This is a genomic window from Fictibacillus enclensis (assembly GCF_001457035.1).
GTDB lineage: Bacteria > Bacillota > Bacilli > Bacillales > Fictibacillaceae > Fictibacillus_C > Fictibacillus_C enclensis.
Genome location: NZ_KQ758618.1, coordinates 417,321 through 443,738, shown reverse-complemented (window position 1 = coordinate 443,738; position 26,418 = coordinate 417,321). Strand labels below are relative to the sequence as shown.

31 protein-coding genes, 1 rRNA gene and 1 riboswitch are annotated in these 26,418 nt (G+C 43.2%); of the genes, 11 read left to right on the top strand and 21 right to left on the bottom strand.

Features of this window, described 5'->3' with window-relative positions; all coding sequences use genetic code 11:
• Positions 1-49: 49 nt before the first annotated feature.
• Positions 50-376 (bottom strand): YuzD family protein, encoded by a 327-nt coding sequence (locus AS030_RS12635; RefSeq protein ID WP_061972241.1) that lies wholly within the window; start codon positions 374-376, stop codon positions 50-52.
• A 163-nt stretch (positions 377-539) separates the two neighbouring features.
• On the opposite strand from AS030_RS12635, the gene AS030_RS12630 reads away from it, so the two are divergent.
• Positions 540-779: a NifU family protein gene (locus tag AS030_RS12630; protein ID WP_061972240.1), complete on the top strand. Its 240-nt coding sequence runs from the start codon at positions 540-542 to the stop codon at positions 777-779.
• 65 nt (positions 780-844) lie between these two features.
• Here the strand turns inward: AS030_RS12630 and thrB are convergent, their stop codons facing one another.
• The 5 genes from thrB to yutH form a co-directional block, all read right to left on the bottom strand.
• A complete protein-coding gene (gene thrB / locus AS030_RS12625) occupies positions 845-1,768 on the bottom strand; it encodes a homoserine kinase (protein ID WP_141687079.1) in 924 nt (307 codons plus the stop codon).
• Positions 1,753-2,814 (bottom strand): threonine synthase, encoded by a 1,062-nt coding sequence (thrC, locus tag AS030_RS12620; RefSeq protein ID WP_061972238.1) that lies wholly within the window; start codon positions 2,812-2,814, stop codon positions 1,753-1,755. The genes thrB and thrC overlap by 16 nt, the downstream gene beginning before the upstream one ends.
• Positions 2,811-4,109 (bottom strand): homoserine dehydrogenase, encoded by a 1,299-nt coding sequence (locus tag AS030_RS12615; RefSeq protein WP_061972237.1) that lies wholly within the window; start codon positions 4,107-4,109, stop codon positions 2,811-2,813. Before AS030_RS12615 ends, thrC begins: the two co-directional genes overlap by 4 nt.
• Positions 4,110-4,319: 210 nt before the next feature.
• The gene (locus AS030_RS12610) at positions 4,320-5,294 is read right to left on the bottom strand and encodes a 2-hydroxyacid dehydrogenase (protein WP_061972236.1); all 975 of its coding nucleotides are present in this window, start codon (positions 5,292-5,294) and stop codon (positions 4,320-4,322) included.
• An 88-nt stretch (positions 5,295-5,382) separates the two neighbouring features.
• Positions 5,383-6,408 (bottom strand): spore coat putative kinase YutH, encoded by a 1,026-nt coding sequence (gene yutH, locus AS030_RS12605; protein ID WP_061972235.1) that lies wholly within the window; start codon positions 6,406-6,408, stop codon positions 5,383-5,385.
• 142 nt (positions 6,409-6,550) lie between these two features.
• Between yutH and AS030_RS12600 the strand changes: the two genes are divergently transcribed.
• A complete protein-coding gene (locus AS030_RS12600) occupies positions 6,551-7,048 on the top strand; it encodes a phosphatidylglycerophosphatase A family protein (protein WP_061972234.1) in 498 nt (165 codons plus the stop codon).
• A 74-nt stretch (positions 7,049-7,122) separates the two neighbouring features.
• Here AS030_RS12600 and AS030_RS12595 read toward each other — a convergent pair whose 3' ends face one another.
• The gene (locus tag AS030_RS12595) at positions 7,123-7,893 is read right to left on the bottom strand and encodes a TIGR01457 family HAD-type hydrolase (RefSeq protein ID WP_061972233.1); all 771 of its coding nucleotides are present in this window, start codon (positions 7,891-7,893) and stop codon (positions 7,123-7,125) included.
• Positions 7,894-8,039: 146 nt separating this feature from the next.
• Here AS030_RS12595 and AS030_RS12590 point away from each other — a divergent pair, with 146 nt between their 5' ends.
• A complete protein-coding gene (locus tag AS030_RS12590) occupies positions 8,040-8,225 on the top strand; it encodes an alpha/beta-type small acid-soluble spore protein (protein ID WP_061972232.1) in 186 nt (61 codons plus the stop codon).
• A 63-nt stretch (positions 8,226-8,288) separates the two neighbouring features.
• Here the strand turns inward: AS030_RS12590 and AS030_RS12585 are convergent, their stop codons facing one another.
• Positions 8,289-9,593: a homocysteine synthase gene (locus AS030_RS12585; RefSeq protein WP_061972231.1), complete on the bottom strand. Its 1,305-nt coding sequence runs from the start codon at positions 9,591-9,593 to the stop codon at positions 8,289-8,291.
• A gap of 92 nt (positions 9,594-9,685) precedes the next feature.
• A riboswitch (SAM riboswitch) is annotated at positions 9,686-9,788 on the bottom strand.
• Positions 9,789-10,106: 318 nt separating this feature from the next.
• Between AS030_RS12585 and AS030_RS12580 the strand changes: the two genes are divergently transcribed.
• Positions 10,107-11,096, top strand: coding sequence for an acrylyl-CoA reductase family protein (locus tag AS030_RS12580; protein ID WP_061972230.1), 990 nt, complete (start codon positions 10,107-10,109; stop codon positions 11,094-11,096).
• Positions 11,097-11,191: 95 nt separating this feature from the next.
• Here AS030_RS12580 and AS030_RS12575 read toward each other — a convergent pair whose 3' ends face one another.
• Together AS030_RS12575 and AS030_RS12570 are read right to left on the bottom strand one after the other, a co-directional pair.
• Positions 11,192-11,833, bottom strand: a complete 642-nt coding sequence (locus AS030_RS12575) for a helix-turn-helix transcriptional regulator (RefSeq protein WP_141687078.1) — start codon at positions 11,831-11,833, stop codon at positions 11,192-11,194.
• An 81-nt stretch (positions 11,834-11,914) separates the two neighbouring features.
• Positions 11,915-12,364, bottom strand: coding sequence for a DUF86 domain-containing protein (locus tag AS030_RS12570; RefSeq protein WP_061972229.1), 450 nt, complete (start codon positions 12,362-12,364; stop codon positions 11,915-11,917).
• Positions 12,365-12,517: 153 nt separating this feature from the next.
• On the opposite strand from AS030_RS12570, the gene AS030_RS12565 reads away from it, so the two are divergent.
• Positions 12,518-12,787, top strand: a complete 270-nt coding sequence (locus AS030_RS12565; RefSeq protein WP_061972228.1) for a DUF3055 domain-containing protein — start codon at positions 12,518-12,520, stop codon at positions 12,785-12,787.
• 90 nt (positions 12,788-12,877) lie between these two features.
• A complete protein-coding gene (locus AS030_RS12560) occupies positions 12,878-13,171 on the top strand; it encodes a hypothetical protein (protein WP_176716390.1) in 294 nt (97 codons plus the stop codon).
• Between the two features lie 18 nt (positions 13,172-13,189).
• On the opposite strand, the gene AS030_RS12555 is transcribed toward AS030_RS12560, so the two are convergent.
• Positions 13,190-13,471 (bottom strand): YutD family protein, encoded by a 282-nt coding sequence (locus AS030_RS12555; protein ID WP_061972227.1) that lies wholly within the window; start codon positions 13,469-13,471, stop codon positions 13,190-13,192.
• Between the two features lie 111 nt (positions 13,472-13,582).
• Between AS030_RS12555 and AS030_RS12550 the strand changes: the two genes are divergently transcribed.
• Positions 13,583-14,230, top strand: a complete 648-nt coding sequence (locus AS030_RS12550) for a YhcN/YlaJ family sporulation lipoprotein (protein ID WP_061972226.1) — start codon at positions 13,583-13,585, stop codon at positions 14,228-14,230.
• Positions 14,231-14,260: 30 nt separating this feature from the next.
• Here the strand turns inward: AS030_RS12550 and lipA are convergent, their stop codons facing one another.
• On the bottom strand, positions 14,261-15,154 hold the full coding sequence (lipA, locus tag AS030_RS12545) for a lipoyl synthase (RefSeq protein WP_061972225.1): 894 nt from the start codon (positions 15,152-15,154) through the stop codon (positions 14,261-14,263).
• Between the two features lie 194 nt (positions 15,155-15,348).
• On the opposite strand from lipA, the gene AS030_RS12540 reads away from it, so the two are divergent.
• Positions 15,349-16,350, top strand: coding sequence for a M23 family metallopeptidase (locus tag AS030_RS12540; protein WP_061972224.1), 1,002 nt, complete (start codon positions 15,349-15,351; stop codon positions 16,348-16,350).
• 36 nt (positions 16,351-16,386) lie between these two features.
• Here AS030_RS12540 and AS030_RS12535 read toward each other — a convergent pair whose 3' ends face one another.
• Both AS030_RS12535 and AS030_RS12530 read right to left on the bottom strand, forming a co-directional pair.
• On the bottom strand, positions 16,387-16,881 hold the full coding sequence (locus AS030_RS12535) for a dihydrofolate reductase (RefSeq protein ID WP_061972223.1): 495 nt from the start codon (positions 16,879-16,881) through the stop codon (positions 16,387-16,389).
• Positions 16,878-17,672: a thymidylate synthase gene (locus AS030_RS12530; RefSeq protein ID WP_061972222.1), complete on the bottom strand. Its 795-nt coding sequence runs from the start codon at positions 17,670-17,672 to the stop codon at positions 16,878-16,880. The genes AS030_RS12535 and AS030_RS12530 overlap by 4 nt, the downstream gene beginning before the upstream one ends.
• A 185-nt stretch (positions 17,673-17,857) precedes the next feature.
• Between AS030_RS12530 and AS030_RS12525 the strand changes: the two genes are divergently transcribed.
• Positions 17,858-18,040 carry a hypothetical protein gene (locus AS030_RS12525; RefSeq protein ID WP_061972221.1) on the top strand — a complete coding sequence of 61 codons (183 nt, stop codon included), beginning with the start codon at positions 17,858-17,860 and terminating at the stop codon, positions 18,038-18,040.
• A gap of 35 nt (positions 18,041-18,075) precedes the next feature.
• On the opposite strand, the gene AS030_RS12520 is transcribed toward AS030_RS12525, so the two are convergent.
• The 4 genes from AS030_RS12520 to AS030_RS12505 all read right to left on the bottom strand — a co-directional run bounded on the left by AS030_RS12520 (position 18,076) and on the right by AS030_RS12505 (position 21,567).
• Complete coding sequence (locus AS030_RS12520; RefSeq protein ID WP_061972220.1) at positions 18,076-18,378, bottom strand: YunC family protein; 303 nt, start codon at positions 18,376-18,378, stop codon at positions 18,076-18,078.
• A gap of 59 nt (positions 18,379-18,437) precedes the next feature.
• Positions 18,438-19,832, bottom strand: a complete 1,395-nt coding sequence (locus tag AS030_RS12515) for a bifunctional metallophosphatase/5'-nucleotidase (protein WP_061972219.1) — start codon at positions 19,830-19,832, stop codon at positions 18,438-18,440.
• 86 nt (positions 19,833-19,918) lie between these two features.
• Entirely contained in the window at positions 19,919-20,764 is an 846-nt protein-coding gene (locus AS030_RS12510) for a DUF72 domain-containing protein (RefSeq protein ID WP_061972218.1), read from the bottom strand.
• A gap of 338 nt (positions 20,765-21,102) precedes the next feature.
• Entirely contained in the window at positions 21,103-21,567 is a 465-nt protein-coding gene (locus tag AS030_RS12505) for a DinB family protein (RefSeq protein ID WP_061972216.1), read from the bottom strand.
• A gap of 303 nt (positions 21,568-21,870) precedes the next feature.
• On the opposite strand from AS030_RS12505, the gene AS030_RS24580 reads away from it, so the two are divergent.
• Both AS030_RS24580 and AS030_RS12500 read left to right on the top strand, forming a co-directional pair.
• Complete coding sequence (locus tag AS030_RS24580; protein ID WP_276203857.1) at positions 21,871-21,996, top strand: hypothetical protein; 126 nt, start codon at positions 21,871-21,873, stop codon at positions 21,994-21,996.
• Between the two features lie 62 nt (positions 21,997-22,058).
• On the top strand, positions 22,059-22,571 hold the full coding sequence (locus tag AS030_RS12500; protein WP_061972214.1) for an acyl-CoA thioesterase: 513 nt from the start codon (positions 22,059-22,061) through the stop codon (positions 22,569-22,571).
• Between the two features lie 492 nt (positions 22,572-23,063).
• Here the strand turns inward: AS030_RS12500 and AS030_RS12490 are convergent, their stop codons facing one another.
• The 3 genes from AS030_RS12490 to AS030_RS12480 form a co-directional block, all read right to left on the bottom strand.
• On the bottom strand, positions 23,064-24,317 hold the full coding sequence (locus AS030_RS12490) for a dicarboxylate/amino acid:cation symporter (protein ID WP_061972210.1): 1,254 nt from the start codon (positions 24,315-24,317) through the stop codon (positions 23,064-23,066).
• Positions 24,318-24,560: 243 nt separating this feature from the next.
• A 5S ribosomal RNA gene (gene rrf, locus AS030_RS12485) occupies positions 24,561-24,676 on the bottom strand.
• 1,262 nt (positions 24,677-25,938) lie between these two features.
• Positions 25,939-26,310 carry a cyclic-phosphate processing receiver domain-containing protein gene (locus AS030_RS12480; RefSeq protein ID WP_061972208.1) on the bottom strand — a complete coding sequence of 124 codons (372 nt, stop codon included), beginning with the start codon at positions 26,308-26,310 and terminating at the stop codon, positions 25,939-25,941.
• Between the last annotated feature and the right edge of the window lie 108 nt (positions 26,311-26,418).

Genomic DNA, 26,418 nt, shown 5'->3' with positions numbered 1-26,418 from the left:
CCGCAGGGCTCATCCCTGCGGGGTTTTCATAGAAGGTAAAGACATTGTCTCAGCCTGCATCCTTATAACCGTTCAGTTCCATGATGGCATAAATATCCTTAAGCCTTGGGTTGCCCTCAGCTACAATTTCATCATTAATAACAACCACAGGATAAAAGAGCTCTTCTTCCACAATTTGATGTGCAAACTTCTGATTCTCCCCTTCAACCGATGAAAAGATATCAATATATTCGATGGTAAAAAGTTGATCAGGATATTTACGTGAAATGGCCGCTTCCAGCCATTCCGCTGTTTCTTTGGAAGATGGCAAATTCACGCAGCTTGCACATTTCTGTTCACCGCCGAATACCTTGATCGTAATCTGTTTCATTTCCATTCGCCTCACCCCAGCTTAAAAGTCCCTGCACGTTTAATTGTAATCGATTCCGGGAAGTTAATAAAGGTGAATACTTTTTAAATGTTGTGATGCACGCACATGGATTTTTTGAATCAAAACCCGTATAATAAGGGTAAGTTGTTTATGAAAGGAGTTTTTTATTATGGCTACTGAAGTTTCTATGCGTGAGCAAGTTGAAGAAGTTCTAGATAAATTACGCCCATTTTTGCTTCGTGACGGCGGAGACGTGGAGCTCGTTGACCTTGAAGATGGAATTGTAAAAGTCCGTCTTATGGGTGCTTGCGGAAGCTGCCCTTCCTCCACTATTACACTAAAAGCTGGTATCGAGCGTGCTTTGCTTGAGGAAGTACCTGGCGTTGTTGAATTGGAACAAGTATTCTAAAAATCGCCAACAAAAAACCCCCGTGCCCAGTGAACTGTGACAGTTCATAGGCACGGGGGTTTTATTTATGCCGGAAGACTAAGCTGCTGGACAAGAACGCCTTTCACATCAGGAGAAACCGCCTTGCATTCATAGCCTTCAAATGCGTTGGCGATCTGTTCGCATACCCTTTCCCCTGAACCAGCAGGTACAAAAGAAACCATGGCAGGTCCCGCACCGCTGATGGCGGACCCGTATGCGCCGGCTTCAGCGGCTTTTTCTTTGATCTCTGTAAAATCGGGAAACCACTGCTGCCGGTATGGCTCGTGAAACCGATCCTTGTTCATCATCTTCCCTGCCCTTTTCCAATCGTCCCTGAGCAGTGAAGCTACCAATACATTGCTGACCGCACTGGCCTGAACAGCCTCCGAGTGCGCCAAACTTGAAGGCAATGCTTCTCTCGCCATGCTCGTAGCAAGCTCAAAAGAGGGAATGGTGAGAACCAATTCAACCGATAAATCCGTAACATGAACTGTCTCCACCTGGTTTTCATCATACCAGCTGATCGCCAGTCCACCAATTAATGAAGGCACTACATTATCAGGATGCCCCTCCATCTTGCATGCAAAGAGCGTTTTCTCCTCCTTAGAGAGTGACAGAGAAAGCACACGATTTGCCCACTCAATCCCTGCCACTATCGCTGCTGCACTGCTTCCCAACCCCCTGGATAAAGGGAGCTCGCTTTCCACCTCAAGTGAACAGCAAGGCAGCTCTTTATCATAGGCATCGGCTACCATGGATGCAGCTTGGAGTATCAAATTATCCTTTTCACCATTCAGGCTCTGAAGCTCTTTGCCAAAGTATGTGATCTTCTGCTCGCGCGATGGAAAGACATTGACGGTTAAATACATCGAAAGCGCCATACCCACAGAGTCAAATCCTGGCCCTAAATTAGCCGTACTTCCTGGCACTTGGATGGAAAAAGGAGCAAATGTCATTGTAATACACAACCCTTCATGGCCTCCCTCAAATCCTCCAGTTGATTAGATACTTTCACAGGATTGACCGTAACTGTGTCCATCGCTGTTTCAGGGTCTTTCAAGCCGTTTCCAGTCAATACCGCCACAACTTTTGTTCCCGGAGCAAGCTGGCCGCTTTTGACAAGTTTCCATACGCCTGCGATGGAAGAACAGGAAGCCGGCTCTGCAAAGACGCCTTCCTTTCTGGCCAACAGATGATAAGCTTCCACAATTTCCTCATCGGAAACGCTATTAACGCCGCCGCTTGACTGCTCTACGGCTTCCAGCGCGAAATTCCAACTGGCAGGGTTTCCAATACGGATGGCAGTCGCAATGGTTTCAGGGTTCTTCACAACGGCCTTGTTTACAATTGGTGCTGCTCCCTCCGCTTGAAATCCTTGCATTTGAGGAAGCCCGCTTCCTAATTTTTCGTGATATTCCTTGAACCCTTTCCAATACGCTGAAATGTTTCCGGCATTTCCCACAGGAATAGCAAGAACATCCGGAGCAGAGCCAAGCGCATCCACAATTTCAAAGGCTGCAGTCTTCTGGCCCTCCAGACGGAATGGGTTTACTGAATTGACTAGCGTTAATGGTTCTTCTTCACTCAATTTGCGCACCATTTGGAGCGCTTCATCAAAATTCCCTTCGATCTCGAATACTTCAGCACCGTACATTTTTGCCTGCGCCAGCTTGCCAAGGGCAACTTTTCCTGACGGGATAACCACAAGACAGCGAAGTCCCGCTCTCGCCCCATACGCAGCAGCTGCTGCACTTGTATTCCCTGTTGAAGCGCAAATGATCGCTTTGCTGCCTTCTTCTTTGGCTTTGGCCACGGCCATTACCATACCACGGTCTTTAAAGGATCCTGTGGGATTAGCTCCTTCATATTTTACAAAGAGCTCGATTCCCCACTCTTTGGAAAGATGTTCAAGTGGAATAAGCGGTGTATTTCCTTCCTGTAACGAAAGTTCAGGTGTTTTATCTGTAACTGGTAAAAAGTCCTTATATTTATGAATTAATCCTTTGTAGCTCATTGTGCTCCTCCTTCTACGCGATAGTGGCTTTTGATTTGATTGACAACTCCGGAATCCCTGAGCTGCTGATAGATGTTGTCGTTTTGCTGCTTGCTGGTCGTATGGGTCACTAGGACAACCTCAGCCACACCGTTATCTCCAACCGGCTTCTGAAGCAGCTTTTCCAAGCTTACTTCATTATTGGCGAAGATTGATGTCAACGCAGAGAACGTGCCTGCTTCATCCTTCACATGAAGACGGTAAAAATACTTGCCAGTAATTTCATCGTCCTTCTTAAGCTGTTTATCAAATTGGGGAGCTACAACGCTTTTGCCATTGACGCCCAAGCGCATATTCCTTACGACAGCTACTAAGTCTGAGACAATGGAGGTTGCGGTCGGAAGCTGGCCGGCACCCGGGCCGAACAGCATGGTTTCTCCGACGGCCTCGCCATAAATATAAACGGCATTGTATTCATTTTGCACGGATGCAAGGGGGTGTGTATCCGGCAGCAACGTCGGTTCTACACTCACTTCCACCTTGCCATTGTCCTTTTTTGCATTTCCGATGAGCTTCATGGAATAACCGAACTGCCGGGCATATTCCAGGTCTTCGCTTGTGATGCTTGAAATGCCTTTAACCTCTACATCGTCCAGATGAATGTTCATGGAGAAACCGAGAGAAGCCAGGATGGCCATTTTGCGTGCCGCATCAATTCCTTCCACATCAGAAGTGGGATCTGCCTCCGCATAACCAAGTTCCTGTGCTTCTTTTAATACTTCTTTAAAGGTTAAATTTTCCTTGTCCATTTTCGTTAATATATAATTGGTGGTTCCGTTAACAATCCCCATCATTTTTGTTATCCGGTCGGATGCCAGTCCATCCACCAGCGTACGAATAATCGGAATTCCACCGGCCACACTCGCTTCATAAAATAAGTCGCATCCATTTTCTTCAGCTGCTGATAAAAGTTCAGCGCCGTGGAGAGCCATCAGGTCCTTGTTGGCCGTGATTACATGCTTCTTATTGCTGAGTGCCTGCAGAATATATTCTCTGGCGCGCTCAATTCCGCCGATTACTTCGATCACTACATCAATTTCGGGATCACTAACGACCTCATCCGCCGTACTCGTCAACAGCTCGGGGTTGATTTGGCATGACCGCTCCTTGTCGAGATTTTGAACAAGCACTCTTTTTATGTAGACAGGACAGCCTACACGATGGAGCAATTCTTCCTGATGCCCTTCCACCATTCTAACGACACCGCTCCCTACTGTCCCAAGTCCCAATAATCCTACAGATACGTTCTGAACCATTGCCAACACTCCTGTCCTTACTAGAAATACATTTGTTTTTATATTAAGGACAATTGTAGACGTAATTTAAGCTAGGCACAACCAGAATTTTTGTAAAGATTTTGGAAGCGTTTCCAAACACAGAGGAGATAAGGGCAGCTTGAAGTTAAAAGCCACCATTTTACTGCTCCTTACCGGATGAAGCCACCTTCGAAGTGAAGGACTTGCCCATTATGCATCCTGGACGTTTACTGGGGCAGGAGGTGTAAGTCCCTGCAGAACGTTCTCAATATTTTTGCACGCTAACCGGGCCATTTGCATCCGCGTCTCCAGGCTTGCGCTCCCAATATGGGGAAGGGCAACCAGATTGTCATGTTTTAATAGGAAATGTTCCGGATGAATCGGTTCTTCACGAAATACATCGAGCCCTGCCCCTTTGATCCACCCTTTAGTCAAAGCTTTGTCCAACGCATTTTCAACCACAACTCCCCCACGGGACGCGTTGATAAACAAAGCGGATGACTTCATCATTTGAAATGCCTTTTCATCAAACAAATCTTTTGTTTCTTCGGTTAGGGGGGCAAGACAAACCACATAATCCGACGCTTTTAGCAAGTCTTCAAACGAGCGGTAGGACAATCCGAGCTTTCGTTCCGCTTCTTCTTTCCGGCTGCGATTGTGGTACAGGATGTTCATATCAAAACCGGCCGCTCTTTTGGCAACAGCTTCCCCAATGCGACCCATTCCCACAATACCCAATGTTTTGTGATGAATATCTGTCCCTGCAAGCAGCAAAGGACTCCAGCCCGTCCATTTTCCTTCTTTTAAATACTGTGCAGCCTCCGTAATCCTTCTCGCCGTGGCCATCAATAGAGCAAACGTCAAATCCGCGGTTGTATCTGTCAGAACGTCTGGTGTGTTGCAGATGATCATCCCTTTTTTATCAGCATAAGGAATATCGATATTATCATAGCCAACCGCGAGATTGGCAACCACTTTAAGATTTGGCGACTGATCCATCAGCTCTGCATCAATTTTGTCTGAAAGCATGGTAAGCAGGCCGGTTGCTTTTGCTGCTTCTTTAAGCAAACGGTCACGGGGCACTGGCTTCAATTCCTCCTCCCACATGGTCACATCGGCCATCCTCTGTAATTCGTTCAACGATGCTTCAGGAATTTTTCTTGTAATAAATATATACGGTTTCATGCTAGCACTCCAAGCGTTTTTCCTTATTTTCTCATGATTCTGCTTTCATTTCAAAAGAAAAAAGCGCTCTTTAAATAGAGCACTTACGTCAGTTGGGGATCAGCCAATCCACTACGGGAATCTGCAGACGGTCTGCAGGAAGACCGATCATCGGGAAAAAGGAGCGTAAAAACGCTTCATTCTGTTCTTCCATCAGCAAATACTCCGTAAATTTATGCTGAGACAGTTCTTTGCCAATCTCCCGTTCATTTTTGTAATGGTTTTCGATCATATCAAAATACCAGACAGGAAAAAGAAGCCTTCCATACAGCAATCTCCATCCTTCTCTTTTTAACGGAGTCACCTTTTCATACTCATCCAGGAAGGTTGTGACAATGTCCGGGCTGAAGTTTCTTTGATACACGCATGATCGGATCCATTCTGCCAAATCACGGACAGGGTGATCAAGCACCCAACCAGTAGGAAGTTTTACATAATCGTTGTCAAACTGCAGCCAGGAGTTCTCTTGAAAACGTTCGTGCACGATGGAGGGCCCTTCTTCCTCCCTCATGGAATCCTCCAGGTTGTAATCAATAATGTACTGAATGGCATTCTCGGATAATCCTTCAAAATACGGAAACGTGGTTAAAAACAAGGTATCAAACTCGTTTTTCACCGGCTTGGAAAAAACCTCCTGGTACCATTCCTTTGCCTGATCGACCCGGTTCATCCAAAGCACCGCCCAGCTTCCAAACAAATAACTTTCAGTCGGAACAGGCGGCGGAGGCAGGTCCTTACCGTTTCTGTGAAAGAGGGCCAGTTCCTCACCCATTGGCTTTTTTTCAGAAGCATCCCGCTCGGATTGTTCAATCTTAAACAACAGGATGGATTCACCTTCAATATTCGCATTGGGCATGTTGGTCATCGTTGGAAAAAGCCCCGCAATTCCGGTTTCTCCCTTATATCTTAAATAATCGCTGAAGTACACGATCTCTTCGATCCGGTCGATCGTGATCTTTTTTTGCGGAACAACAAGGTACGGTTCCCCGCCAGAAACAAAATACCGGTATCCGCTGATGTTTCGCTTGCCTTCGCAATATAATTGATAATGATGATAAACGTCTCTTTCGAACACAGCCCTCACCCCAAGTTCATCAATAATTATAGTCTATGACCCAACTGCACGGTTGGTTATTAATTTTTGGCTGGACTCATAAGTTAGGTATGGACACATATACTATAAAAACCCAAACGTCGCGGAAGATAAGGAGATTTTTATGAGAGAGAAAAAGGTAGAGAATGTTGAGGAAACGGCCATGCGCCTGCTTACTGAGCGTGGCGTAACATTAAAAGATATCGCAGAGCTTGTTTATTTTCTTCAGGTACCTTACCATCCGGACCTGGAATTGTCCGTCTGTCTGCATAACGTGGAACGGGTAGTTGCCAAGCGGGAGGTACAAAACGCCATACTGACTGGAATACAGCTTGACATGCTCGCCGAAAAAAAGATGCTTGAGGGACCGCTTCAAGAAATTCTGGAACGGGATGAGAGCCTGTACGGTATCGATGAAGTGATTGCATTATCCATTGTTAACATATACGGATCGATCGGTTTTACCAATTACGGATTTATTGATAAACAAAAACCCGGTATACTGGAAAAACTGAATGACAAATCCAGTGGAAAAGTTCACACCTTTCTGGATGATATTGTGGGAGCGATTGCCGCCGCAGCATCGAGCCGTCTTGCCCACCGTGCAGCAAATACAGAATAAAAAACAGCACCTTTTAGGAAAATGCCTCCCATTGTTGAAAAACAACAGGAGTATCCTTCAGGGTGCTGTTTCTTTTATTCAAATGCTTTCCATTCATCCAGGCCATTGACGGTATAGGTCGGCTGAACCTCTACATCTCTGAGATGTTCTTTAAGAGTGACCCCTGTATGGACAAGAAGAGTATCAAGACCGGAACGGACTCCGGCAAGAATATCGGTATCGTAATTGTCACCGATCATTAAGGTTTCCTCTTTGGATGTGCCAAGCTGTTCAAGTGCCATTTCCATAATGACTGCTTCAGGCTTGCCGATAAACACAGGCTCGGTTCGTGTGGAAACAGCAACTACGGAGGTTAGTGAACCGTTGCCAGGCAAAAGACCTCTTTCCGTCGGCAATGCAATGTCTCCATTGGTCGAAATAAAATGGGCGCCGCCTCTTACAGCCAGACAGGCCAGTGCTAATTTTTCGTAATTAATGGAGCGGTCGATTCCCATCACGACAAAGTCAGGCTGTTCAGAGGTCAGAGTGAAGCCTTTCTCTTCAAGAGCCTGGCGAATTCCTTCTTCCCCAATACAATATACGCTTGCATTTGGTTTCAGCTTTTCAATGTAATTGGCCGTTGCCATGCTGGTCGTATATACATGGTCAGATGTTGCGGGAATTTCAAAATTTTGAAGCACTCTTGCCACTTCTTCTTTGGTTTTGGAAGAATTGTTGGTTACAAACAGATATGGCAGCTCTCTGCGGTTTAATTCTTTTACAAATTCCACCGCTTCATCAATTCGTTCTTTTCCTCTGTACATGGTTCCATCCAGATCAATCAAATATCCTTTATAACTTTTCATCATCTTGACTCCTTTTTTATTAACGGCTTTAGTGTACCAAATATAAACGGTTTCTAACAAAGATTGAGATTGGCAAACCAATCATTTTCCTCATCATGTATATTTTTCCATATACTACACATTCTATAAAAAAAGGAGGGCATCATATGGCTGAAAATACAAACCAAACAGTTGTTCAAGGCGTACAAAATGCACTGGATCAAATGAAAATGGAGATTGCAAGAGAATTTGGCGTTAACCTTGGGCCGGATACGGCTGCAAGACAGAATGGATCAGTAGGTGGAGAAATCACAAAACGCCTCATTCAAATGGCAGAACAACAGCTTTCATAGAAAAACAGGAGGGTACTGGCTTGCCCCTCCTGTTTTTTTCTTTTCTTTGTTGGGTATGACGTCTTATTGACCGCTTGGAACAGGGCTGATGACAGCAAGCGCCTGTTCGAGATCATAAATAATATCATCAATCGTTTCAATACCAACCGAAAGCCTTACCATCTCAGGAGCAACTCCTGCTTTGCGTTGCTCTTCCTCAGTCAACTGCTGATGCGTTGTACTCGCCGGGTGGATGATGAGGGATTTTGAATCTCCTACATTGGCAAGGTGGGAGAAAAGTTTCACATTTTCGATGAGTTTGCTTCCTTCTTTGACTCCGCCTTTTACACCAAACGTAAGAATGGCTCCCGCACCTTTTGGCAAATATTTGTTTGCCAGCTCATGGTATTGATTGTCTTCGAGGCCAGGATAGTTGACCCAATCAACTGCAGGATGCTGCTGCAGGAACTTCGCCACTTTCAATGCATTTTCGCAATGGCGTTCTACCCGCAGAGACAGTGTCTCCAGCCCCTGAATGAACAAGAAGGAGTTGAATGGCGATACGCAAGATCCAAGGTCTCTTAAAAGCTGAACACGTGCTTTAATGATATACGCCAATGGTCCGACCGCTTCTGTATAAACTACGCCTCCATAGCTGTTATCCGGTTCTGTCAATCCTGGAAACTTGCCGTTGGTCCAGTCAAATTTTCCGGAATCAATAATCAAGCCACCAATGGACGTACCATGCCCGCCGATAAATTTGGTTGCTGAATGGACCACAATATCGGCTCCATGTTCAATCGGACGGCAAAGATAAGGTGTGGCAAATGTGTTGTCCACAATCAGCGGCACACCCGCTTCGTGTGCAATATCCGCAATCGCTGAAATATCCGCCACATCAATCTTTGGATTTCCGATCGTTTCTATATAAAGGGCTTTTGTTTTTTCTGTGATGGCATCTTTAAAGGATTGCAGGTTATCGAGCTCGGCAAAGTTCACTTTTATCCCAAGCTTTGGCAGCGTATTGGCAAACAGGTTATACGTTCCCCCGTACAAGGATCCTGAGGCAACAACCTCATCTCCGGCACCTGCAATATTTACGATGGAATAGGTAATGGCTGCCTGACCGGACGCAACCGCAAGCGCCCCAACTCCTCCTTCTAGCTTGGCGATGGTCTGCTCAAACGCGTCCTGCGTCGGGTTCATGATCCGGCTGTAGATGTTTCCAAATTCTTTAAGTCCAAACAAATTCGCAGCATGCTCTGTACTGTCAAACTGATAGGATGTTGTCTGGTAGATCGGAACTGCTCTTGCCCCTGTTGTTGGATCCACTTTTTGCCCCTCGTGCAATGAAATCGTTTCAAACCCGTATTCTCTTTCTTCACTCATGTTCCATCTCTCCTTCTTAATATGTATTTGTTCTTTAAGAGCCTAAAAAAAAGACCCCTTCCAAAAGAAGAGGTCGCAGTTTACACCGTCGGCTCTCATCTTTCAGAACATACTGTTCTGCTGAAATTAGCACCATGCATTCCTGCTGGTTGCCGGGTATCATCGGGTCAGTCCCTCCACCTCTCTGGATAAGATACATCTGAATATTAAGTTAGTTTGAATAATACTGAACTTTATCCTTCGTGTCAATTGTTTTTTATTTTTACAGAGTTTTGCCTTGGCGAAAGTTTTTTTGTAGCCATCATGTAACCCGCGATTGAATAAAGATAATTTCCGTTTCCTAAACCACCAGGTTAAAAGTATAACTAAATATCCCGGGAGAGCAGCGATTAATAAAGGTATTCCAACAAACATGAATATGTAAAATAGTAAAAATAAATATTTCTGCCGTTTAACCCGATCTGATGAAAGGGTATTACTTATTAGATGATAGTCATATAAGGGAGGAATTTCATGTCATTTCAAGCCATCGTTCTCGAGAAAAACAATGATCAGGTCGATATTACAAAAAAGGAGTTATCTCTCGACGATCTTCTAGAAGGCGAAGTCACCATAAGGGTGGCTTATTCAAGCGTCAATTATAAAGATGGACTGGCAGCACAAAATAAAAGTTCCATCGTAACCAACTACCCCATGATTCCCGGAATTGATTTGTCAGGAACCGTTTCCCATTCTTCTTCACCTGACTTTCAGGAAGGGGACGAGGTTCTTGTAACGGGCTATAAGCTCGGTGTTTCCCATTTTGGCGGGTACAGTGAATACGCAAGAGTTCCCGCGGAATGGGTGGTTCCCCTTCCCGAGGGACTCACGTTCAAAGATGCAATGCTTTATGGAACTGCTGGCTTCACTGCTGCACTGTCGGTCCATCGCCTTCAGGAGCACGGAATAACTCCAGAAAGCGGCTCTGTGATAGTGACGGGAGCAACCGGAGGCGTGGGCAGCCAAGCGGTAGCCATGCTTTCCAATCTTGGCTACCGTGTCACAGCAAGTACCGGCAAGGAATCAGAGCACAGTTATTTAAAAGAACTTGGAGCGAGTGACATCATTGACCGTGATGAAGTGGTGAAAAAAGACAACAGACCCCTTTATTCCCAGCGCTGGGCAGCAGCCGTTGATCCAGTAGGAGGAAAAACACTTGAATTCCTTCTGAGCTCGATTCAATACGGCGGTTCTGTTGCGGTTTCCGGACTGACAGGGGGAACCGATGTTCATACCACAGTACATCCCTTTATTTTACGAGGGATCAACCTTCTCGGAATCGACTCGGTTTTTTGTCCGGCACCGGTCAGGAATACCATTTGGGAGCGAATTGCCACAGATTTAAAAACTGAGCATGCAGCGGATAAAATGGGACAAGAAGTCACCCTTGATGAGCTTCCGGATATTTTACGCGCTACGGTGGAAGGCAACAACAAAGGACGCGTGATTGTAAAGGTTCAATAATGAATAAAGAAAGGAGCACTGCAGAAAAAAACAGGCTCCTTTCTATATTTACTACTAAAAAAGAAACCCTATCGACTGCTCTGCCGTTAGGGTATTTAAGCGTTTTTCTCTTCAGATATCAAGTATTTGCAATAGGAGCCGCCTTTTGCCAAGCACTGTGTCCGTTCGATCTTCTCTGTGCCAAGCATTTTTTGGAACAGAGACAGTTCACAGGAACAGGCCTGTTGGTATTCATTTGCCACTTTGGCAATAGGGCAGTTAAACTCCTTTAATTCAAATTGTCCGTCTTCGGTCTTTTCCCATTCCACCATATAGCCGGCTTCATTTTGGATCGTGGCGAGTTCGGCAACTTTTTCCTCGAAGCTTTTATTCTCCATCCGTTTTTTATACTTTTCATTCAAGCGGTTTTCCCGGCGTACAAACAGTTCTTGGACCGCTTTATCGCCTGCAATTTCCTGAATGTCCTTCATAAACTCCACAGTCAGACCTGAGTAATTGCGGGGAAACTGTTCATCAGCTGCTTCGGATAACTGATACACACTCAGCGGACGGCCCATCGCCTGCCGGACAAGAGTGGATTCAATCAGTCGGTCTCTCTCTAATGTATTTAAATGGCGGCGTACAGCCATTTCGGTAATCCCGAGCTGGCCCGCCATTTCCGTAACGGTTAATTTTCGATAGCGCTTTAATAAATGAATGAGTTCTGAACGGGTAGAGGTGTTATTAGCCATAGCCATAAACCATCACCTTCCTTCCCCCTATCTTACAACATCAATCATCAAAAGTACATTTTAAACAAAAATGTTTAAAAACGCTGCTTATTGTTGATCCTCCGGTAAAAACGCTGAAACAGGACCCAGTTCTTTTTCAATGTAGCTTCGTACTCTGAAAGGGAAGTTGTTCAGTGGGTCTTTATTGTCTGCCAGTATGGAATGGATGGCATCATGATCCACATTTGAGAACTCCTGCACAAGCATTTTCCTTAGTGATATGACTTGTTTCAACCCTTTTGCGTCTGGCGCGGTGATGACTTTCTCATCTTCCAAAATATCAAGGATGTCATCATAGCTACCCGGGTCTCTCATAATAAATCCATCAATCATTGCATTCCCCACATCCATCATGCCTTCAATAATGACATGTGCCGAACGCTCCAATGCCAATTTCTCAATGGAAGATCCGCCGCCTGAAAGTTCATCCAGATGCTTCAGCAAAAATTCAAGATATACCAGGTTTTGTTCAATTTTCTTTCTGTCTACAAAATACATAGCATCCACCCTGCCTTGTTAATGTCCTTCCTTTTTAGTTTATCACAAATCGGAATACAAATTGGGTGAGCAGGATGCTATTTGCAACTTTTCAGTTGTCTGCTATGATGAAATGGAAAAGAAGCAACTGGCCGATGGCAAGGAGGACTGAACATGGGAGAAGAACGTTTTTTTCTATATGACGATACAGAAAAATCAGAAACGCGGTTTGTCAGCTTCATGGGTACAAATACGCGATTTGATCTCGCCATTGTCAAAACAGGAAGACACTATGGCAAGAGCTTAATCCTCGATATGCAAGGCAGCCGTTTCGCTATTATTGGAGAAGATGATCTGGATGAAGAAGGCTATCTGGAGCATGCCTACAATCTGACGGAGGAAGATGCTCAGGAACTCCGGGAATTTTTATACGAAACCCTATAATGGGAATTTTTTAAAACCTGCACAAAAAAGCCATTCCATGGGCAATGTAAGAAGGATGGAAATTTTCCATCCTGATCCTGCCTGAAGGGAATGGTTGTTTTGTATAACAAGGATGAAGAGACCTATACGGACTTTTCCAATGTTGAAACGGGAAGACGCTATGTTCTTCCAGAAGACCTTCCGGAAGGGCCTTATGGCTCACCTATCAATGCAAAACTCGGAAAGTCGACACCATGGAAGGAAAACCAGCGGTCTTATAGTGCATTTAACTATGAGTACAAAAATCTGCACGAAGGGCTGGAACGTCAATTTCCGGGTGCTCATCCGACGCATGATGATCCGGATGAAAATACAGAAGAACCATACCAAAACTTTAAGGCGTAAGGCAATGCAAATAACCCCCTATTTACCGGGGGTTATTTTTTTCAGGACAAAATAAGGACAGCCAAAATTGCAGTACTCATAAATGTATTCCGGCAGAGTACTGATCTTTGTGTCATATGTCGCTTTATCATGGCCATCGTCAAAAAAGCCGCGCAGCCGAAGCTGTTCATAGCCAATATCGCCAACCAGATAATCGTATTTATGTAAAATTTCACTATACCTTGACTTCAACTGCTCCTCGTCAAAGGCCCCTTTGTTATTTTCTACCAGTTCGTAGCAATGCTCACCGATACAAATCATGAACTCACCTCACCCTTATAGTTTACCACGTCCGTTAAAAATACAGCCAACAATTTCTTTGTAAAAAGTTCATTATTGTGGTCACCCTAAGGGGAAGGAGGTGAAATCCACATGAAAAAGAAACTTGCTGCTCCTCTGATTTTTTGTATTGCTTTGTTAGCGGCCTGCTCAGATGATGATACAAGAAAAGAAACAACAAGCGGATATAAATTTTCCAATACCAATTATAAAGAGTACAAAAACGATAATGATACGATGGGAACCGACAGAAGATACGGGGACTTTGGCTATGTGCGCCATGAATACAAAGGCGAAAACACCAAACCCCTTTCCGCCAACAAAATACCGAAAATGGACCGCCAAAAATTGGCGGATATGATTACCGACATGGCCGTCCGCCTGCCAAACATCAAGGACATGGCTGTCCTGGTGACCGATGAAGAGGTCCTTATGGCCTATGAAACGACAAGCAAGAACAGAATGGCGATCGCCGACAACGTGAAAAGAACAGCTTTCTCAGTTGTCCCCCGCTATTACCATGTCTATGTGTCCGATAAAAAAGGGATGATCGGGAAGCTTGAACAGTACCGCTCCGTGAACTACGACACAGACAATGCGGAAGGTATTATTGACCGGCTGATCAAAGAGATGAAGCAGTCACCGCAAGGCTACAAAGTGAGTGACGGCGAAAATCCGAATGGTGAAATGAAGGGTGAAAATGAAAATATGTCCAATACGGATATGAACAGAAACAAATAAAAAAGCCGGATGCAAATCCCGGCTTTTTCTTTAGTTGCTTTGTACTGCTTTATTGGCTGCATTAACCTGCTCATCTGCATGATAGGAAGAGCGCACAAGCGGCCCTGCTTCACAGTGTTTAAACCCTTTGCTAAGCGCAATTTTGCGAAGTTCAGCAAACTCATCAGGGTGATAGTACTTTTGAACTTTCAAATGTTTTTTGGTTGGCTGCAAATACTGCCCTACCGTTACGATATCTACATTGTTGGCACGGAGATCATCAAAGGTTGCAATAATTTCCTCCCACGTTTCTCCAAGTCCAATCATGATGCTCGATTTTGTAGGAATGTTCGCGTTCATTTCTTTTGCACGACGCAAAAATTCGAGTGTCCGGTCATATGTCGCACGTGCACGGACTCTTGGTGTCAAGCGTTTAACGGTTTCAATGTTGTGGTTCATGATATCGGGTTTGGCATCCATCAATGTTTCAAGATTCTCATAAACCCCCATCATGTCAGAAGGCAATACTTCAATAGAGCAAAACGGATTGCGTTTGCGGATGGCCCGTACAGTTTCGGCAAAAACTGTTGCTCCGCCATCTTTCAAATCATCTCGTGCAACCGCTGTAATTACCACGTGTTTTAATCCCATTTGTTCCACGGATTCGGCCACGCGTTCCGGTTCCTGCAAGTCAAGCTCTGTCGGCAGTCCTGTTTTCACCGCACAAAAACGGCATGCACGCGTGCACACATCACCCAGTATCATAAAGGTTGCTGTTTTTCTTACTGCCCAGCATTCATGAATATTGGGACATCGTGCTTCTTCACAAACGGTATGTAACTTCTTCTCGCGCATCATTTTTTTGAGGCCCTTATAGTTATCGTTTGTGTTCAGCTTTATTTTTAGCCATTCCGGTTTCCGGATGTGCTCTTCCTTCTTAGCCAAGATCCTCACTCCAATTCTTCATCATCCAGCACAACAGAATTCAGTTATGCTGTAAAAGTAGAGATACATTAGAACTTTAACATACATGCCAAAAAAACTCCAATCACGGATATTTCCATCATTTATATAAAATGAAATTTCTTATAGCAACCAAACTAAAGGTATGATGCAGGAAAGGAGTTGATATACTCACCATGAAAAAATGGCTAAGACTTTTCTTAGTTGCTTCATGCATCGGGTTCATTCTGCCCGTCAAACAAGCACAGGCTGCGGCCCCTTCATACAGTAAAGAAGATGTCCAGCGGCTCGCTCTTTATAAGAAAATGGAAACCATCACAAACATCCCCTGGTACTACTTTGCAGGTGTTGACCAGTACGAACGAAGCGTCCGGCGTGCAAGAACCGACCTGCCCAAAGTTTCAGGGCTAGTGGGCATCTATTTCTCCCCCATTCAGTGGTCCGGGCCTCTTAATCCCAATATGGATGATAAGAACCCTGGTTCCATCCGGATTTTTGGCGGAGCCGGCATGGACGGAAACAACGATGGGATCGCCGATCGTAATAACGATGAAGATTTGCTTTATACCTTTTCAGATTTCATTGGTAAATACGGCTTTGATGAAGAAAATTTTAAAATCGGCTTATGGGACTTTTACCGAAGGGATAAAGCCGTCAGTATCGTTATGGAAAACGCCAAAATCTACAAATCGTATGGAACAGTCGCACTCACCCGCCATTCGTTTGTTGTTCCCCTGCGCTCCAACTACAGCTTCAAAAATACCTGGGGAGACCGAAGGGGATATGGCGGTCTGCGCATTCATGAAGGCACCGACATCTTTGCGGATTACGGGGTTCCTGTGAAAGCGACCTCCTATGGGTTTGTGGAAATGAAAGGATGGAACAGGTTTGGCGGCTGGCGGATCGGAATTCGTGATATCAACAATGTTTATCACTATTTCGCCCACCTTTCCAGCTTTAATAAAGGAATAAAAAAGGGAAGCATTGTTGAACCTGGCATGGTCGTCGGATATGTGGGGAGCTCCGGATACGGACCACCCGGCACCTCCGGTAAGTTTCCACCCCATTTGCATTACGGCATGTACCGCGATAACGGCTATACAGAATGGGCATTTGATCCCTATCCTTACCTGCGTGCCTGGGAAAGGCAGGACCGCATAGCAAGCAGAAAACATTAAAAAATCCACCCGGCATTAGATACCGGGTGGATTTGTTTATTCTTTATCGGGATCATTGTTTTTTTCAAACGTAAGAAATTCATGCGGATATTTATTTTTTTCATCAAGAATCCCCGTTGTTCGGTCAATAATGTTCCATTCCGATTCATCATATGCCGGGAAGTAGGTATCGCCGTCAAAAGACTCATCAATACGAGTAACGTACATACGCTCCACATAAGGCATAAACAGACGGAAGACCTCTGACCCTCCAATTACGCAAAGCTCCGTGTCCTGCCTGTCCAGTGCATCCTGGACCGTGTGCAAAACGGTGCACCCTTCCGCCTGAAAGGATTCATCTCTTGTTAAGATAATGTTCTCACGGCCGGGCAGAGGTTTTCCAATGGATTCATAAGTCTTTCGGCCCATAAGAATTGGCTTGCCCATGGTTACTTTTTTAAAATGTTTCAAATCTGCGGGCAGATGCCATGGCAAATCATTCTGCTTTCCAATCAAACGGTTCCTGTCCATCGCGAACACGTAGGAAATCATACAGAAACCTCGCCTTTGATTTTAGGATGGTGTTCATAATTCACAAGCTCAAAATCTTCGATCGTGAAATCAAAAATGGACTTCACTTCCGGGTTGAGCTTCATGACCGGCAGCGGTTTTGGATCTCTTGTCAACTGCAGCTTCACCTGATCCAGATGATTTGAGTAAATGTGAGCATCACCAACCGTATGAATAAATTCTCCCGGCTCCAGATCGCAAACCTGCGCAATCATCATGGTTAACAAGGCGTATGACGCAATGTTAAACGGCACCCCAAGAAAAAGATCCGCCGACCGTTGATAAAGCTGGCAGGATAATTTTCCATCTGCAACATAAAATTGAAAAAGGGTATGGCATGGCGGAAGTGCCATATTTGGAACATCAGCCGGGTTCCATGCAGAAACAAGCAGCCTTCTGGAGTCCGGGTTATGTTTGATGTCATGTATCAGATTGGAGATTTGGTCGATCGTTTCCCCGTTTGGTGCCTGCCATGAACGCCATTGATGGCCGTACACCGGCCCTAGATCGCCATTTTCATCTGCCCATTCATCCCATATGGTTACGTTATGTTCACGCAAATAGGCAATGTTAGTATCTCCTTTTAAAAACCAGAGCAGTTCATGTATGATGGAACGCAACGCCAACTTTTTGGTGGTTACTACCGGAAATCCATCCTGAAGGTTGTACCTCATCTGCCGTCCAAAAACGGAGATGGTTCCTGTACCTGTTCGATCTTCTTTTTTTGTTCCATTTTCAAGTGTATCCTGCAGCAAATCCAGATATTGTCTCATTCCAGCCGTGCACCTCTCTTAATCATTCCTATTTCCTCTATCCTACCTTAAATAATACGAGGATTAAAGTCGAAAAAAGTTTGTCTCATTTTAATTACATTTTTGAAATTTTCTCACATTTTGTCTCTATCATTGGTATACTGATAGTGGAGTTAACTAGGTATTGAAATACAGGGGGGATGACCTTGGATTTCAAAAGGCTGTTACAATGGATGTATTACTTGCAGATTGCCTTTTTTGTCAGCGGCATTTATCTTTTGTTTGTTTATATCCTTACCAGCAATACGAAACGGATTCAGGTCATGATAGGCGTCCTTTGCTTTAACCTCATAGCGATAAAATTAATGAAAGACCGCTATAAAATTTAAAAAAACTGTACTCGAAAATGGAGTACAGTTTTTCTTTATACCATTTTTAAAAGTGCGTCCCTGCCGGACATGCCCACTTCTATGCCTATGGCATAAGCTTCGGTTGTAATGGATTCCAACGGTGCGTTTATGAGCTGTTCTATCGTTCGCACACCAACAGCTCTGCCTGCAATAATTTTGCGGTCAGAGAGCTTTTCATTAAGGAGGCCAACATCCAAAGCCCCGCACATGATATAGCCTTTGTCATTGTAGACCGCTAGCAGATTTGTTTTGGGCAGTTGGACGGTTACCGCAGTGAATGGGTTTCCGTCAATGATAACCGGGTTCAATTCAATCACGCTTCCACCCCTTTCCTCCTATACTTTATGTACAAGATGAGAAAGAGTGCGTCCACGTTTTACCCAATCATGGATGCAAGCTTCCATTCCAGCAAATCACGGAGCGTTTCTGGAAGCATAAAGGTTTTATTCTCGTTGCGAGCAATCGCAGGATACAGCTTTCCAAACGTAAACATGTCAATCACGGCAACCCTGTAAACCTCTTCATCTACGATCGGTTCACCGTTCATTTCAATCCGTCTTACATGGAGCTGCCGGTCTTCAAGCAGCTCTTCCTCTGCTGTAATTCCAGAAAAGGCCATGCGCCCCATCACTTTGCCTCGAAAGCCAAATCCCTTCACTTCCCTGTGAATCATTTCCTGGCTCAGACTGGCATTCACAATCTCCTTTATTTCATCACCCGTCAGATCCACCAGACAAGGATTGATCGGATGCGGACAGATCCGGTGCAGGTCTCCTTTTGTTACCGGCCCTGCAGGAAGGCTTTCCAGGATGACGCCGGAATTAATCATGGAATATGAGGTCTTGCACCATTCTTTCAACGCATCTGCCATCAGCTGGGCAAATGGTGAAGGCTCATACCATGAGATATGGAGAGGGTTCTTTAACGTGCCAACTTCCTGCTTCAGCTCCATCTCACCTTTAATCATCAGTTCGTTTAAAAGCTGCAGCCCTTCCCGATCTTCCTCTTCATCGAAGGGATCGATCAGCACGGCAGATTTAGATGTGATTTTCTTGGTAGACGTATCATATTGAACGTTAACTTCACCCAGATACATGCCGAACTTCCCGGTCTGGGCGATCAGTGTTCCATTGATCTCCTTGCCCTGGGGAAGCACGTGATGCGTATGGGCACCCAGGATAACATCGATCCCTTCTATTTCCTCCGCCATTCTTTCATCAAAATTCAATCCTAGATGTGAAAGCACAATGACAATATCACTGGTCTTTTTCAACTCAGCGACAATCTCCGGCAACAGAAGAAAAGGATCTTTCACCTGCCATCCGAGAGATTCATAGAACGCCTGAAAAGCGATGGTTACGCCAGTGACACCAACCTTCAGGCCATCTTTTGTCGTAAAAACCTCAGACCTTTTCGCCCACGGTGGACGCACCCCTTGTTCGTTGAAAATATTAGCAGCAAGAACCGGGAAGTCCGCTTTGGTATAGAGAGCATCCAGTTCATCTTTAGTCAGTGTAATCCCTTCATTGTTGCCAATGGTTGCTGCAAAGGTTCCTGCCTGGTTTAATAAAAGCGTGTTTCCCTGACCCAGCGTCCCCTCGGTAAGCGGATTCGCCCGGTCCATAAAATCACCGCAGTCAAAATAAAATACGGACTCTTCTTTATCCTGCATTCTTTTTTGTGCCGTTTTTATATGGTGAACGATACGTGTCCAGCTTTCAAAATGGCTGTGAATATCATTTGTATGATAGATGGTTAATGTATTTTGCATAATGCCCCCTGAACCTTAAGAACCTGCCAATGACTCGGCAGGTCAAGCTGTATAGTATTTCGATTATAACGCAAGGCTTCTGTGCTTTAAAACAAATCCAGCTGCCTTGGCGAAAGCCCTTCATAATCCAGATGAAGCATATCAATAAACTGTCTCGCATTATCGGCTGCATCCCCGCCGGAATTATTGTTAAACAGCACTACAATCTCCCTGGACTGCTTCTCTAACGCTTCTACATGTTGTTTCCATTCCAATAGCTCAATTTCATTGTACCGGTACAGATACCGAACTTCTCTCCAGTTAGCTTGTCCATGATTGTTCCATCCATGTACATTTCTCCCATGCAGCCGGATAATCGTTACATCCGAAGACGTGGGTTCCAGAACGGTTGGCACAGAACCTTGCCCTGCCTGCGGCTCATCGCAGATGGTGTGGATCCATTGTTCGTCCCTCATAAAATCAATCGTCTTATCCTTCATTTCATCCGTAAACCAGGATTGGTGCCGGAATTCCAGTGCTACCGGGATTCCTTCCATCATCTCGCGCGTAAACCTGAGCATCTGAACGCTTTCCTTGTTGCATTCAAACCATGGAGGATACTGAAACAGAACCGCCTTCATCTTTCCGGCTTCCATCACCGGCCTGATGGACTCCTTAAAAAGGTCGAACATTTCCTTCGTCGTTTCAAATGGAATCTTCCCCCGGGCGTGTCCGGTCATTCCCTGATAGGCCTTAATAACAAATGAAAAGCGGTCGGGTGTATCCTTAATCCATTTTTGATAATTCTTCAGCGGCTGTATGGCATAAAACGATGCATCCACTTCCACAACGGGAAAATAACCGCTGTACAACTTTAACTTATTGGTAGATTTTGTCCCTTCCGTGTATAAAGACTGGTGATCCCCCCAGCCGGTCACTCCAACTAATATCATTGGGATTCTCCTCTTTGGCCATAAGTTTACTTTTCTATTCCCCAAAATTTCATTATGTAAAAAAGCGAACCCCCTTTGGCGTCCGCTTGTATTCATATCTTCTCATTTAAAAAGAAAAAGAGGGAACAAAACGTACCCGCTTCTTCAATAATTATCTCAAAATTTGAAATCGATATCAAGTATTTGCTTCCCGTCTGCGAAGCAAGGAGGAGCCTGTAATACTCATGGATGCCACGATGTTTCTTGCCGTTCTTTCCATGTTGTTGCCGGCCTTTTGACCGTTCATCTATTCAAACAAAAAAACCAAACCTGAATTCTGGTTTGGTTTACTTACTTGCTTATCGCACATAAAACTCTGGAGGCTCAATTCCGAGCAGACGAAGGTATGTAAAGCCCTGTCCACGATGATGAATTTCATTTTCCAATGCATATTGAAGGCGTGCAAAATGGCTCATTTCCGGTCCAAAGAAGGGATCTTGCATCACCACATTCAATCTTTCCTCATTCATTTCCTCAAACAGCTTTCTCGTTTGATCACGAACTTCCTGGCTGATTTGAAGAAATTCTTCCTTTTTATTTGCCCCTTCAAATACATCCTTGTACTCCCACTTATCCAATGCCACACCGTGCATATAACCGCTTTCGATATTCACAATCTCTTTTATCATTTCGGAAAAGGGGCGAAGCTTTTCATCGGGTGTATACACAAAAAATTTGTCTTCCGGAAACGCCTCAATAGCTCTTAGAGTCAATCTTCTGTTGCCTTCCATCATTTCAAAATAGTCCTTCTTTGACATAATCATTTTTTTCACTCCTTCAGTGTTTATCGTATTAGATAATTCAACCGAAAGTTTAAAAATCCTGTATCATCTTCGTACTACACGGTATATGATCGTTAAATATCTTCTCTACTTTTATCTGTATAAGAATGAGATTGCCATCAGGATCTTCAATTGTAAGACTTGCTGGGATGTAAAAAATACATTAAGAAAGGAAAACTGTGCAACATCCCTTTGCAGTAAGTAACAATTTGGCAATTGGAATTACAATTTGATTGAAATACAAAACTAACGTTAATACTGTGGTTGAGAAAGGAGTTGACTCTTTTGGCGGAGGAAAGAAGTGAAAAACCTAATGAAATTACTGACCATATGGATGATGATCAACTATTAATGGTTGTTAAAAAAACCTATGAACATATAAAAGTAATTAAATACCAAGATGATAAATAGTTCCTATGCATATTTCAGGAAACTGCTAACTTCCTATATAAAAAAAGAAGGGTCGTTATTTTATGATAGATCAAAAAAAATGCAGGGATTCATTTGTAGTAAAAACGAGCATTGTGTTACCACCGGATACAAACAATCATGGAACGTTGTTTGGTGGAAAACTAATGGCTTATATAGATGATGTAGCTTCAATTGCCGCAATGCGCCATTCCCGTAGAAATACGGTTACAGCTTCGACTGATTCTGTAGACTTCTTACACCCTATTCATGTCAGTCATGCTGTCTGTCTAGAGGCTTTTGTTACATATGCAGGCAGAACTTCGATGGAAGTATTTGTAAAAGTAATAGCAGAGGATTTATTATCAGGAGAACGGAATGTATGCGCACTTTCTTTTTTAACAATGGTCGCAGTTGATCAAGATGGTAAGCCTACCCTCGTACCAAAAGTAATTCCAGAAACGGATGAGGAAAAAGGATTATTCAATTCTGCAGCTGAGAGAGCAGCGAACCGAAAAAAAAGAAGAAAAGAAAGTGGGAAGCTGGCAAAGGACTTCGGTACCGGTTTGCCATGGTGAAAAGCCCCATCCTTAATTAGAATGCATATTTGCAGCTTTACTGATCTCGTTAAGATTTATGTACATGATTCAAGTTGTCATGTAGCAATCCTTTGCGTTCTAACGAGAAGACTGGCTTTTTCTTTGATCTTTTTTACATTTATCTCAAAGTTAATAACCACTGTCAAGATAATGGAATTTTTTGATTTGCAGGTTGATGTATATAGCATAAACGGTTTAATGAATAAAAAGACTTGAGCTTCACTTTCACCTTTGGCTACATCCAGACCAACGACTGAAACATAGCTAAACTCAGCCACATTGTAAACATTCTTGGTAAGAAGTGTTGAACCGATTGAAGCCTGCAAAAATCTTATTACCGGGGCAACTAGATTTTAGAAGCACCATTGTCACAATAAATAAAAAAGTGAGAATCATCGACTGAAAACCCGGAGCAGAAAAGGTGAGGTCCGAAGACCATCACCTCAACTTTGAGAATATGTAACTTTTCTCTTATGCCTGTCGAATGCTCGATTGTTCAGTTTGAGTATTAACCCATTCCTGCTGACGGAACTCTTTTTCCCACTTTGAAACCACAATACAAGCGAGAACATGTCCGGGTGTATTACAGGCAGTACGTGCCATATCCAGCACACGGTCAATGCCTGCGATAATGGCGACGCCTTCTGCAGGAAGCCCTACTGCTGAGGCGGTGGCTAAAAGTACAACCAGCGAGCCGGATGGAACAGCCGCAATTCCTTTTGAGGTTGCAACAAGAACCCCCATTAAAATTAACTGTTGACCAAAATCCATCGGGATTCCAAATGCTTGTGCTAAGAAAATAGAGCAAACTGAAAGGTACAATGTCGAACCATCACAATTCAATGATAGTCCAGAAGGAATAACAAAAGATACAACACGTTTCGAACAACCATATGCCTCCATTCTACTCATTAACTGCGGAAGAATAGTTTCCGTACTTGTTGTAGAAAAAGCGATAAGGAACAAATCCCATATCATTCGAAACAATTTAAAGTAAGAAATCTTTAAGAACCAAGCGATCAAAGGAAACAGACCGAAAATAACAATAGCAAGCCCAAGATACACGACCCCAATTAACTTTGCCATAGGGACTAAAAGGGCGATACCAAACTGACCTACAGAGGCTGCCATGAGAGCGAGTACACCAATCGGTGCAGTTACCATGACCATTTGTGTCAGTTTAAACATAATTTTGGCGACTGACTCCATGAACTTTATTGCCGGCTCTGACGCTTTGCCAATGGCTCCAGCAGCAACACCAAATAATATAGCGAAGAATATAACAGCTAATAAATCACTTTTTGCCATCGCATCAACAATGTTGCTTGGGATGATGTTAACTAGCATCGTTTTAAAATCAACAACTTTGGAAACGCCCTCATTTAATGGTGCGATATCATTCTTTGCAAGATGAGACATATTAAGCCCGGCACCTGGCTTTAAAGTGTTAGCAAGTAAAAGACCAATACCTAGAATCAACGTGGTAATGAATTCAAACCAAATAATTGTTTTAAGTCCTAATGAACCCATTTTTTTCATGCTTCCGCCGCCTGATGACCCAATGACAATTGTAGTGAAAACAATAGGCACAACAATCATTTTAATAAGATGAATAAAAGCGTCGCCAACTGGTCTTAAAGCTTGGCCAAGTTCAGGAAAAAAATGTCCGATAAGCGCTCCTATAACCAATGCAATTAACACTTGAAAAGCAAAAAACTTTTTCATAGGCTGTCCTCCCTGAACGAAAAATTAATAGCATCGTCCCATTTTATATTATTTCTTAGATTATTTCTTTCTCTTTTGAACCTTCAATGAGAAAGTAAAAATCGCATCTAAAATTATTTCTACATTTTTCTTGGACAACCTCCAATATAAATAATTTTGTGAATATTGTAATATGTCTTATCGAACTTTGTCGATCTCACAAAAAAAAAGCACCGCTGGAAAATCCAACAGTGCTTCAATCGTGCCTGGCAACGTCCTACTCATACAGGGGTAAACCCCCAACTACCATCGGCGCTGAAGAGCTTAACTTCCCTGTTCGGTATGGGAACGGGTGTGACCTCTTCGCTATAGCCACCAGACATCTATCGGTTTGTGATCAACGGCGATTTTCTTCGTCAGCTTCACTCCTCGAATCTCTTGTCGCTGACAAACCTTTTGTTTTTGAGGTATATTCCCTCAAAAACTAGATAACTTTATTCAAACTTTCACTAATGCTAACGTCCAGCTACATGAACCATATCCTCGAGGTCGTTTCAATCCCTCCTACGAACACCAAAAACGTGTTCTTGTCAAGAATAATTCTGAATCCTCACAAAATCGAAAAGAACCAAAATCATAATAATAACTATTACCATAATTCCTTATTATGACAAGGGTTTTTAAATTTATCTATTGATTGTGTTTTCTGATTCAATACCTCTTTCGGAAGCGACAATTATTTAATTATCTTGCGTGTACTGAACAAAAGATTTTGAGTTGGCACGACTCTAATTTTCACATAAAAAGACCTTGGTATATTCGTTATATACCAAGATCTTTTGGACTTTAGCCGATTGAACCTTCCATCTCGAACTTTATTAATTGAGTTTTTCATAGTGTATCATATGTTTCTAAGAACGTTGATGAATCAACGTTTTTAGAATTTCCTTTTCAAAGCTAATTAAGGTTTTTCAAACTCAATCGGCACAAAATCGGCACGTTGATATAACCCTGTTTCTTTGTTGTCAAAATTTTTATATATTCTACAGATAGGGTCCCAAAGAGGAACTTGTGTACGGAACTTATCTCACCAATTTTTTTCTTTTTAAATTATGCTCAAATTGCTGTAAATCAGCCTTTATAATTTTTTTGTTTTTAAAATATTTCATATCTTTTTAAATACCAAGGGTTTCTTAATATTAACCGATTGCACCCTCCATCTCGAACTTGATTAATTGAAGTTTTCATAGTGTGTCATAGACTTGCAAAAACGTTGAAATATCAAGGTTTCTAGTATTACCTTATCAAAGCTTTTTAGGATTTTTCAAACTCAATCGGGACTGAATCGGCACGTCGTTGATGGTCCCTTGGCGATCAGCTCCAACAATAAGTTCAGTTTTGAGGTGCATTTTCATAAATAAGGGATATGACACTTTTTTTCAGCTTAAATATAAAAAAGACTCGTTATTGGCGAGTCTTTTGTTTATAAAAATTGAAGATCGGATAGACTTAATTTACCCTTATCTCCACACTCATATCATAAGGGCAGCTCAGATTCAAAGTCCTGGGCTTTTATCTCTTTTATTCGTAATTTAAGTGTTCTTTTATCCTGACCCTATATTTTTTAAAAAAATGTATTAACTTACATTACGTCTATATAATGTTGCAGAACCCCTGGCGGGTAAAAATGCAGGGGCAGTGGTCTTAAAGATATAATGGTAGAATGGGAAAGAATTGAATCCGTTTGTGCCTGTTTTAGACATCTGAACATCGCTTTGCCCCCAACCGAATTTGCTGAATGAATGGTTATGCGATTAGCAAATAGTTTTTCATCCACCATCATTTGAACTAGCATTAGACCATTCCTGTTTTTATTTAATAAATCGTGATCCAAAGAAAGATGTTCGATGTTAAAATTTCGCAGCAACTCTAAACACTCGTCGATCGTCTCCGCTAAAACATAACCTTCAGGTTCTATCCTATAGTCATCTAAGAAAACACTGATTTTATTCATTTCTTACTCCCTTCCTTACAAAGGGGGTGACTAAGAAAAGTCAAAAATCCCAAAGTAAATAGATTTTATGTATTGATTTTAACATAGATCCTTTCTCAAAATAACATA

Excerpts from the sequence above, each read along its gene's own strand:
- AS030_RS12560 (WP_176716390.1), top strand. The coding sequence starts at position 12,878 with ATGGTTGTTTTGTATAACAAGGATGAAGAGACCTATACGGACTTTTCC.
- AS030_RS12490 (WP_061972210.1), bottom strand. The coding sequence starts at position 24,317 with ATGAAAAAGTTTTTTGCTTTTCAAGTGTTAATTGCATTGGTTATAGGA.
- AS030_RS12535 (WP_061972223.1), bottom strand. The coding sequence starts at position 16,881 with ATGATTTCCTACGTGTTCGCGATGGACAGGAACCGTTTGATTGGAAAG.
- AS030_RS12610 (WP_061972236.1), bottom strand. The coding sequence starts at position 5,294 with ATGAAACCGTATATATTTATTACAAGAAAAATTCCTGAAGCATCGTTG.
- AS030_RS12565 (WP_061972228.1), top strand. The coding sequence starts at position 12,518 with ATGGGAGAAGAACGTTTTTTTCTATATGACGATACAGAAAAATCAGAA.
- AS030_RS12550 (WP_061972226.1), top strand. The coding sequence starts at position 13,583 with ATGAAAAAGAAACTTGCTGCTCCTCTGATTTTTTGTATTGCTTTGTTA.
- AS030_RS12575 (WP_141687078.1), bottom strand. The coding sequence starts at position 11,833 with ATGGCTATGGCTAATAACACCTCTACCCGTTCAGAACTCATTCATTTA.
- AS030_RS12615 (WP_061972237.1), bottom strand. The coding sequence starts at position 4,109 with ATGGTTCAGAACGTATCTGTAGGATTATTGGGACTTGGGACAGTAGGG.
- AS030_RS12555 (WP_061972227.1), bottom strand. The coding sequence starts at position 13,471 with ATGATTTGTATCGGTGAGCATTGCTACGAACTGGTAGAAAATAACAAA.
- AS030_RS12595 (WP_061972233.1), bottom strand. The coding sequence starts at position 7,893 with ATGAAAAGTTATAAAGGATATTTGATTGATCTGGATGGAACCATGTAC.
- AS030_RS12590 (WP_061972232.1), top strand. The coding sequence starts at position 8,040 with ATGGCTGAAAATACAAACCAAACAGTTGTTCAAGGCGTACAAAATGCA.
- AS030_RS12480 (WP_061972208.1), bottom strand. The coding sequence starts at position 26,310 with ATGAATAAAATCAGTGTTTTCTTAGATGACTATAGGATAGAACCTGAA.
- thrC (WP_061972238.1), bottom strand. The coding sequence starts at position 2,814 with ATGAGCTACAAAGGATTAATTCATAAATATAAGGACTTTTTACCAGTT.
- AS030_RS12500 (WP_061972214.1), top strand. The coding sequence starts at position 22,059 with ATGATAGATCAAAAAAAATGCAGGGATTCATTTGTAGTAAAAACGAGC.
- AS030_RS12510 (WP_061972218.1), bottom strand. The coding sequence starts at position 20,764 with ATGATATTAGTTGGAGTGACCGGCTGGGGGGATCACCAGTCTTTATAC.
- AS030_RS12540 (WP_061972224.1), top strand. The coding sequence starts at position 15,349 with ATGAAAAAATGGCTAAGACTTTTCTTAGTTGCTTCATGCATCGGGTTC.
- AS030_RS12515 (WP_061972219.1), bottom strand. The coding sequence starts at position 19,832 with ATGCAAAATACATTAACCATCTATCATACAAATGATATTCACAGCCAT.
- AS030_RS12585 (WP_061972231.1), bottom strand. The coding sequence starts at position 9,593 with ATGAGTGAAGAAAGAGAATACGGGTTTGAAACGATTTCATTGCACGAG.
- AS030_RS12580 (WP_061972230.1), top strand. The coding sequence starts at position 10,107 with ATGTCATTTCAAGCCATCGTTCTCGAGAAAAACAATGATCAGGTCGAT.
- AS030_RS12630 (WP_061972240.1), top strand. The coding sequence starts at position 540 with ATGGCTACTGAAGTTTCTATGCGTGAGCAAGTTGAAGAAGTTCTAGAT.
- AS030_RS12635 (WP_061972241.1), bottom strand. The coding sequence starts at position 376 with ATGGAAATGAAACAGATTACGATCAAGGTATTCGGCGGTGAACAGAAA.
- AS030_RS12600 (WP_061972234.1), top strand. The coding sequence starts at position 6,551 with ATGAGAGAGAAAAAGGTAGAGAATGTTGAGGAAACGGCCATGCGCCTG.
- AS030_RS12530 (WP_061972222.1), bottom strand. The coding sequence starts at position 17,672 with ATGAGACAATATCTGGATTTGCTGCAGGATACACTTGAAAATGGAACA.
- AS030_RS12505 (WP_061972216.1), bottom strand. The coding sequence starts at position 21,567 with ATGATTATGTCAAAGAAGGACTATTTTGAAATGATGGAAGGCAACAGA.
- AS030_RS12570 (WP_061972229.1), bottom strand. The coding sequence starts at position 12,364 with ATGTATTTTGTAGACAGAAAGAAAATTGAACAAAACCTGGTATATCTT.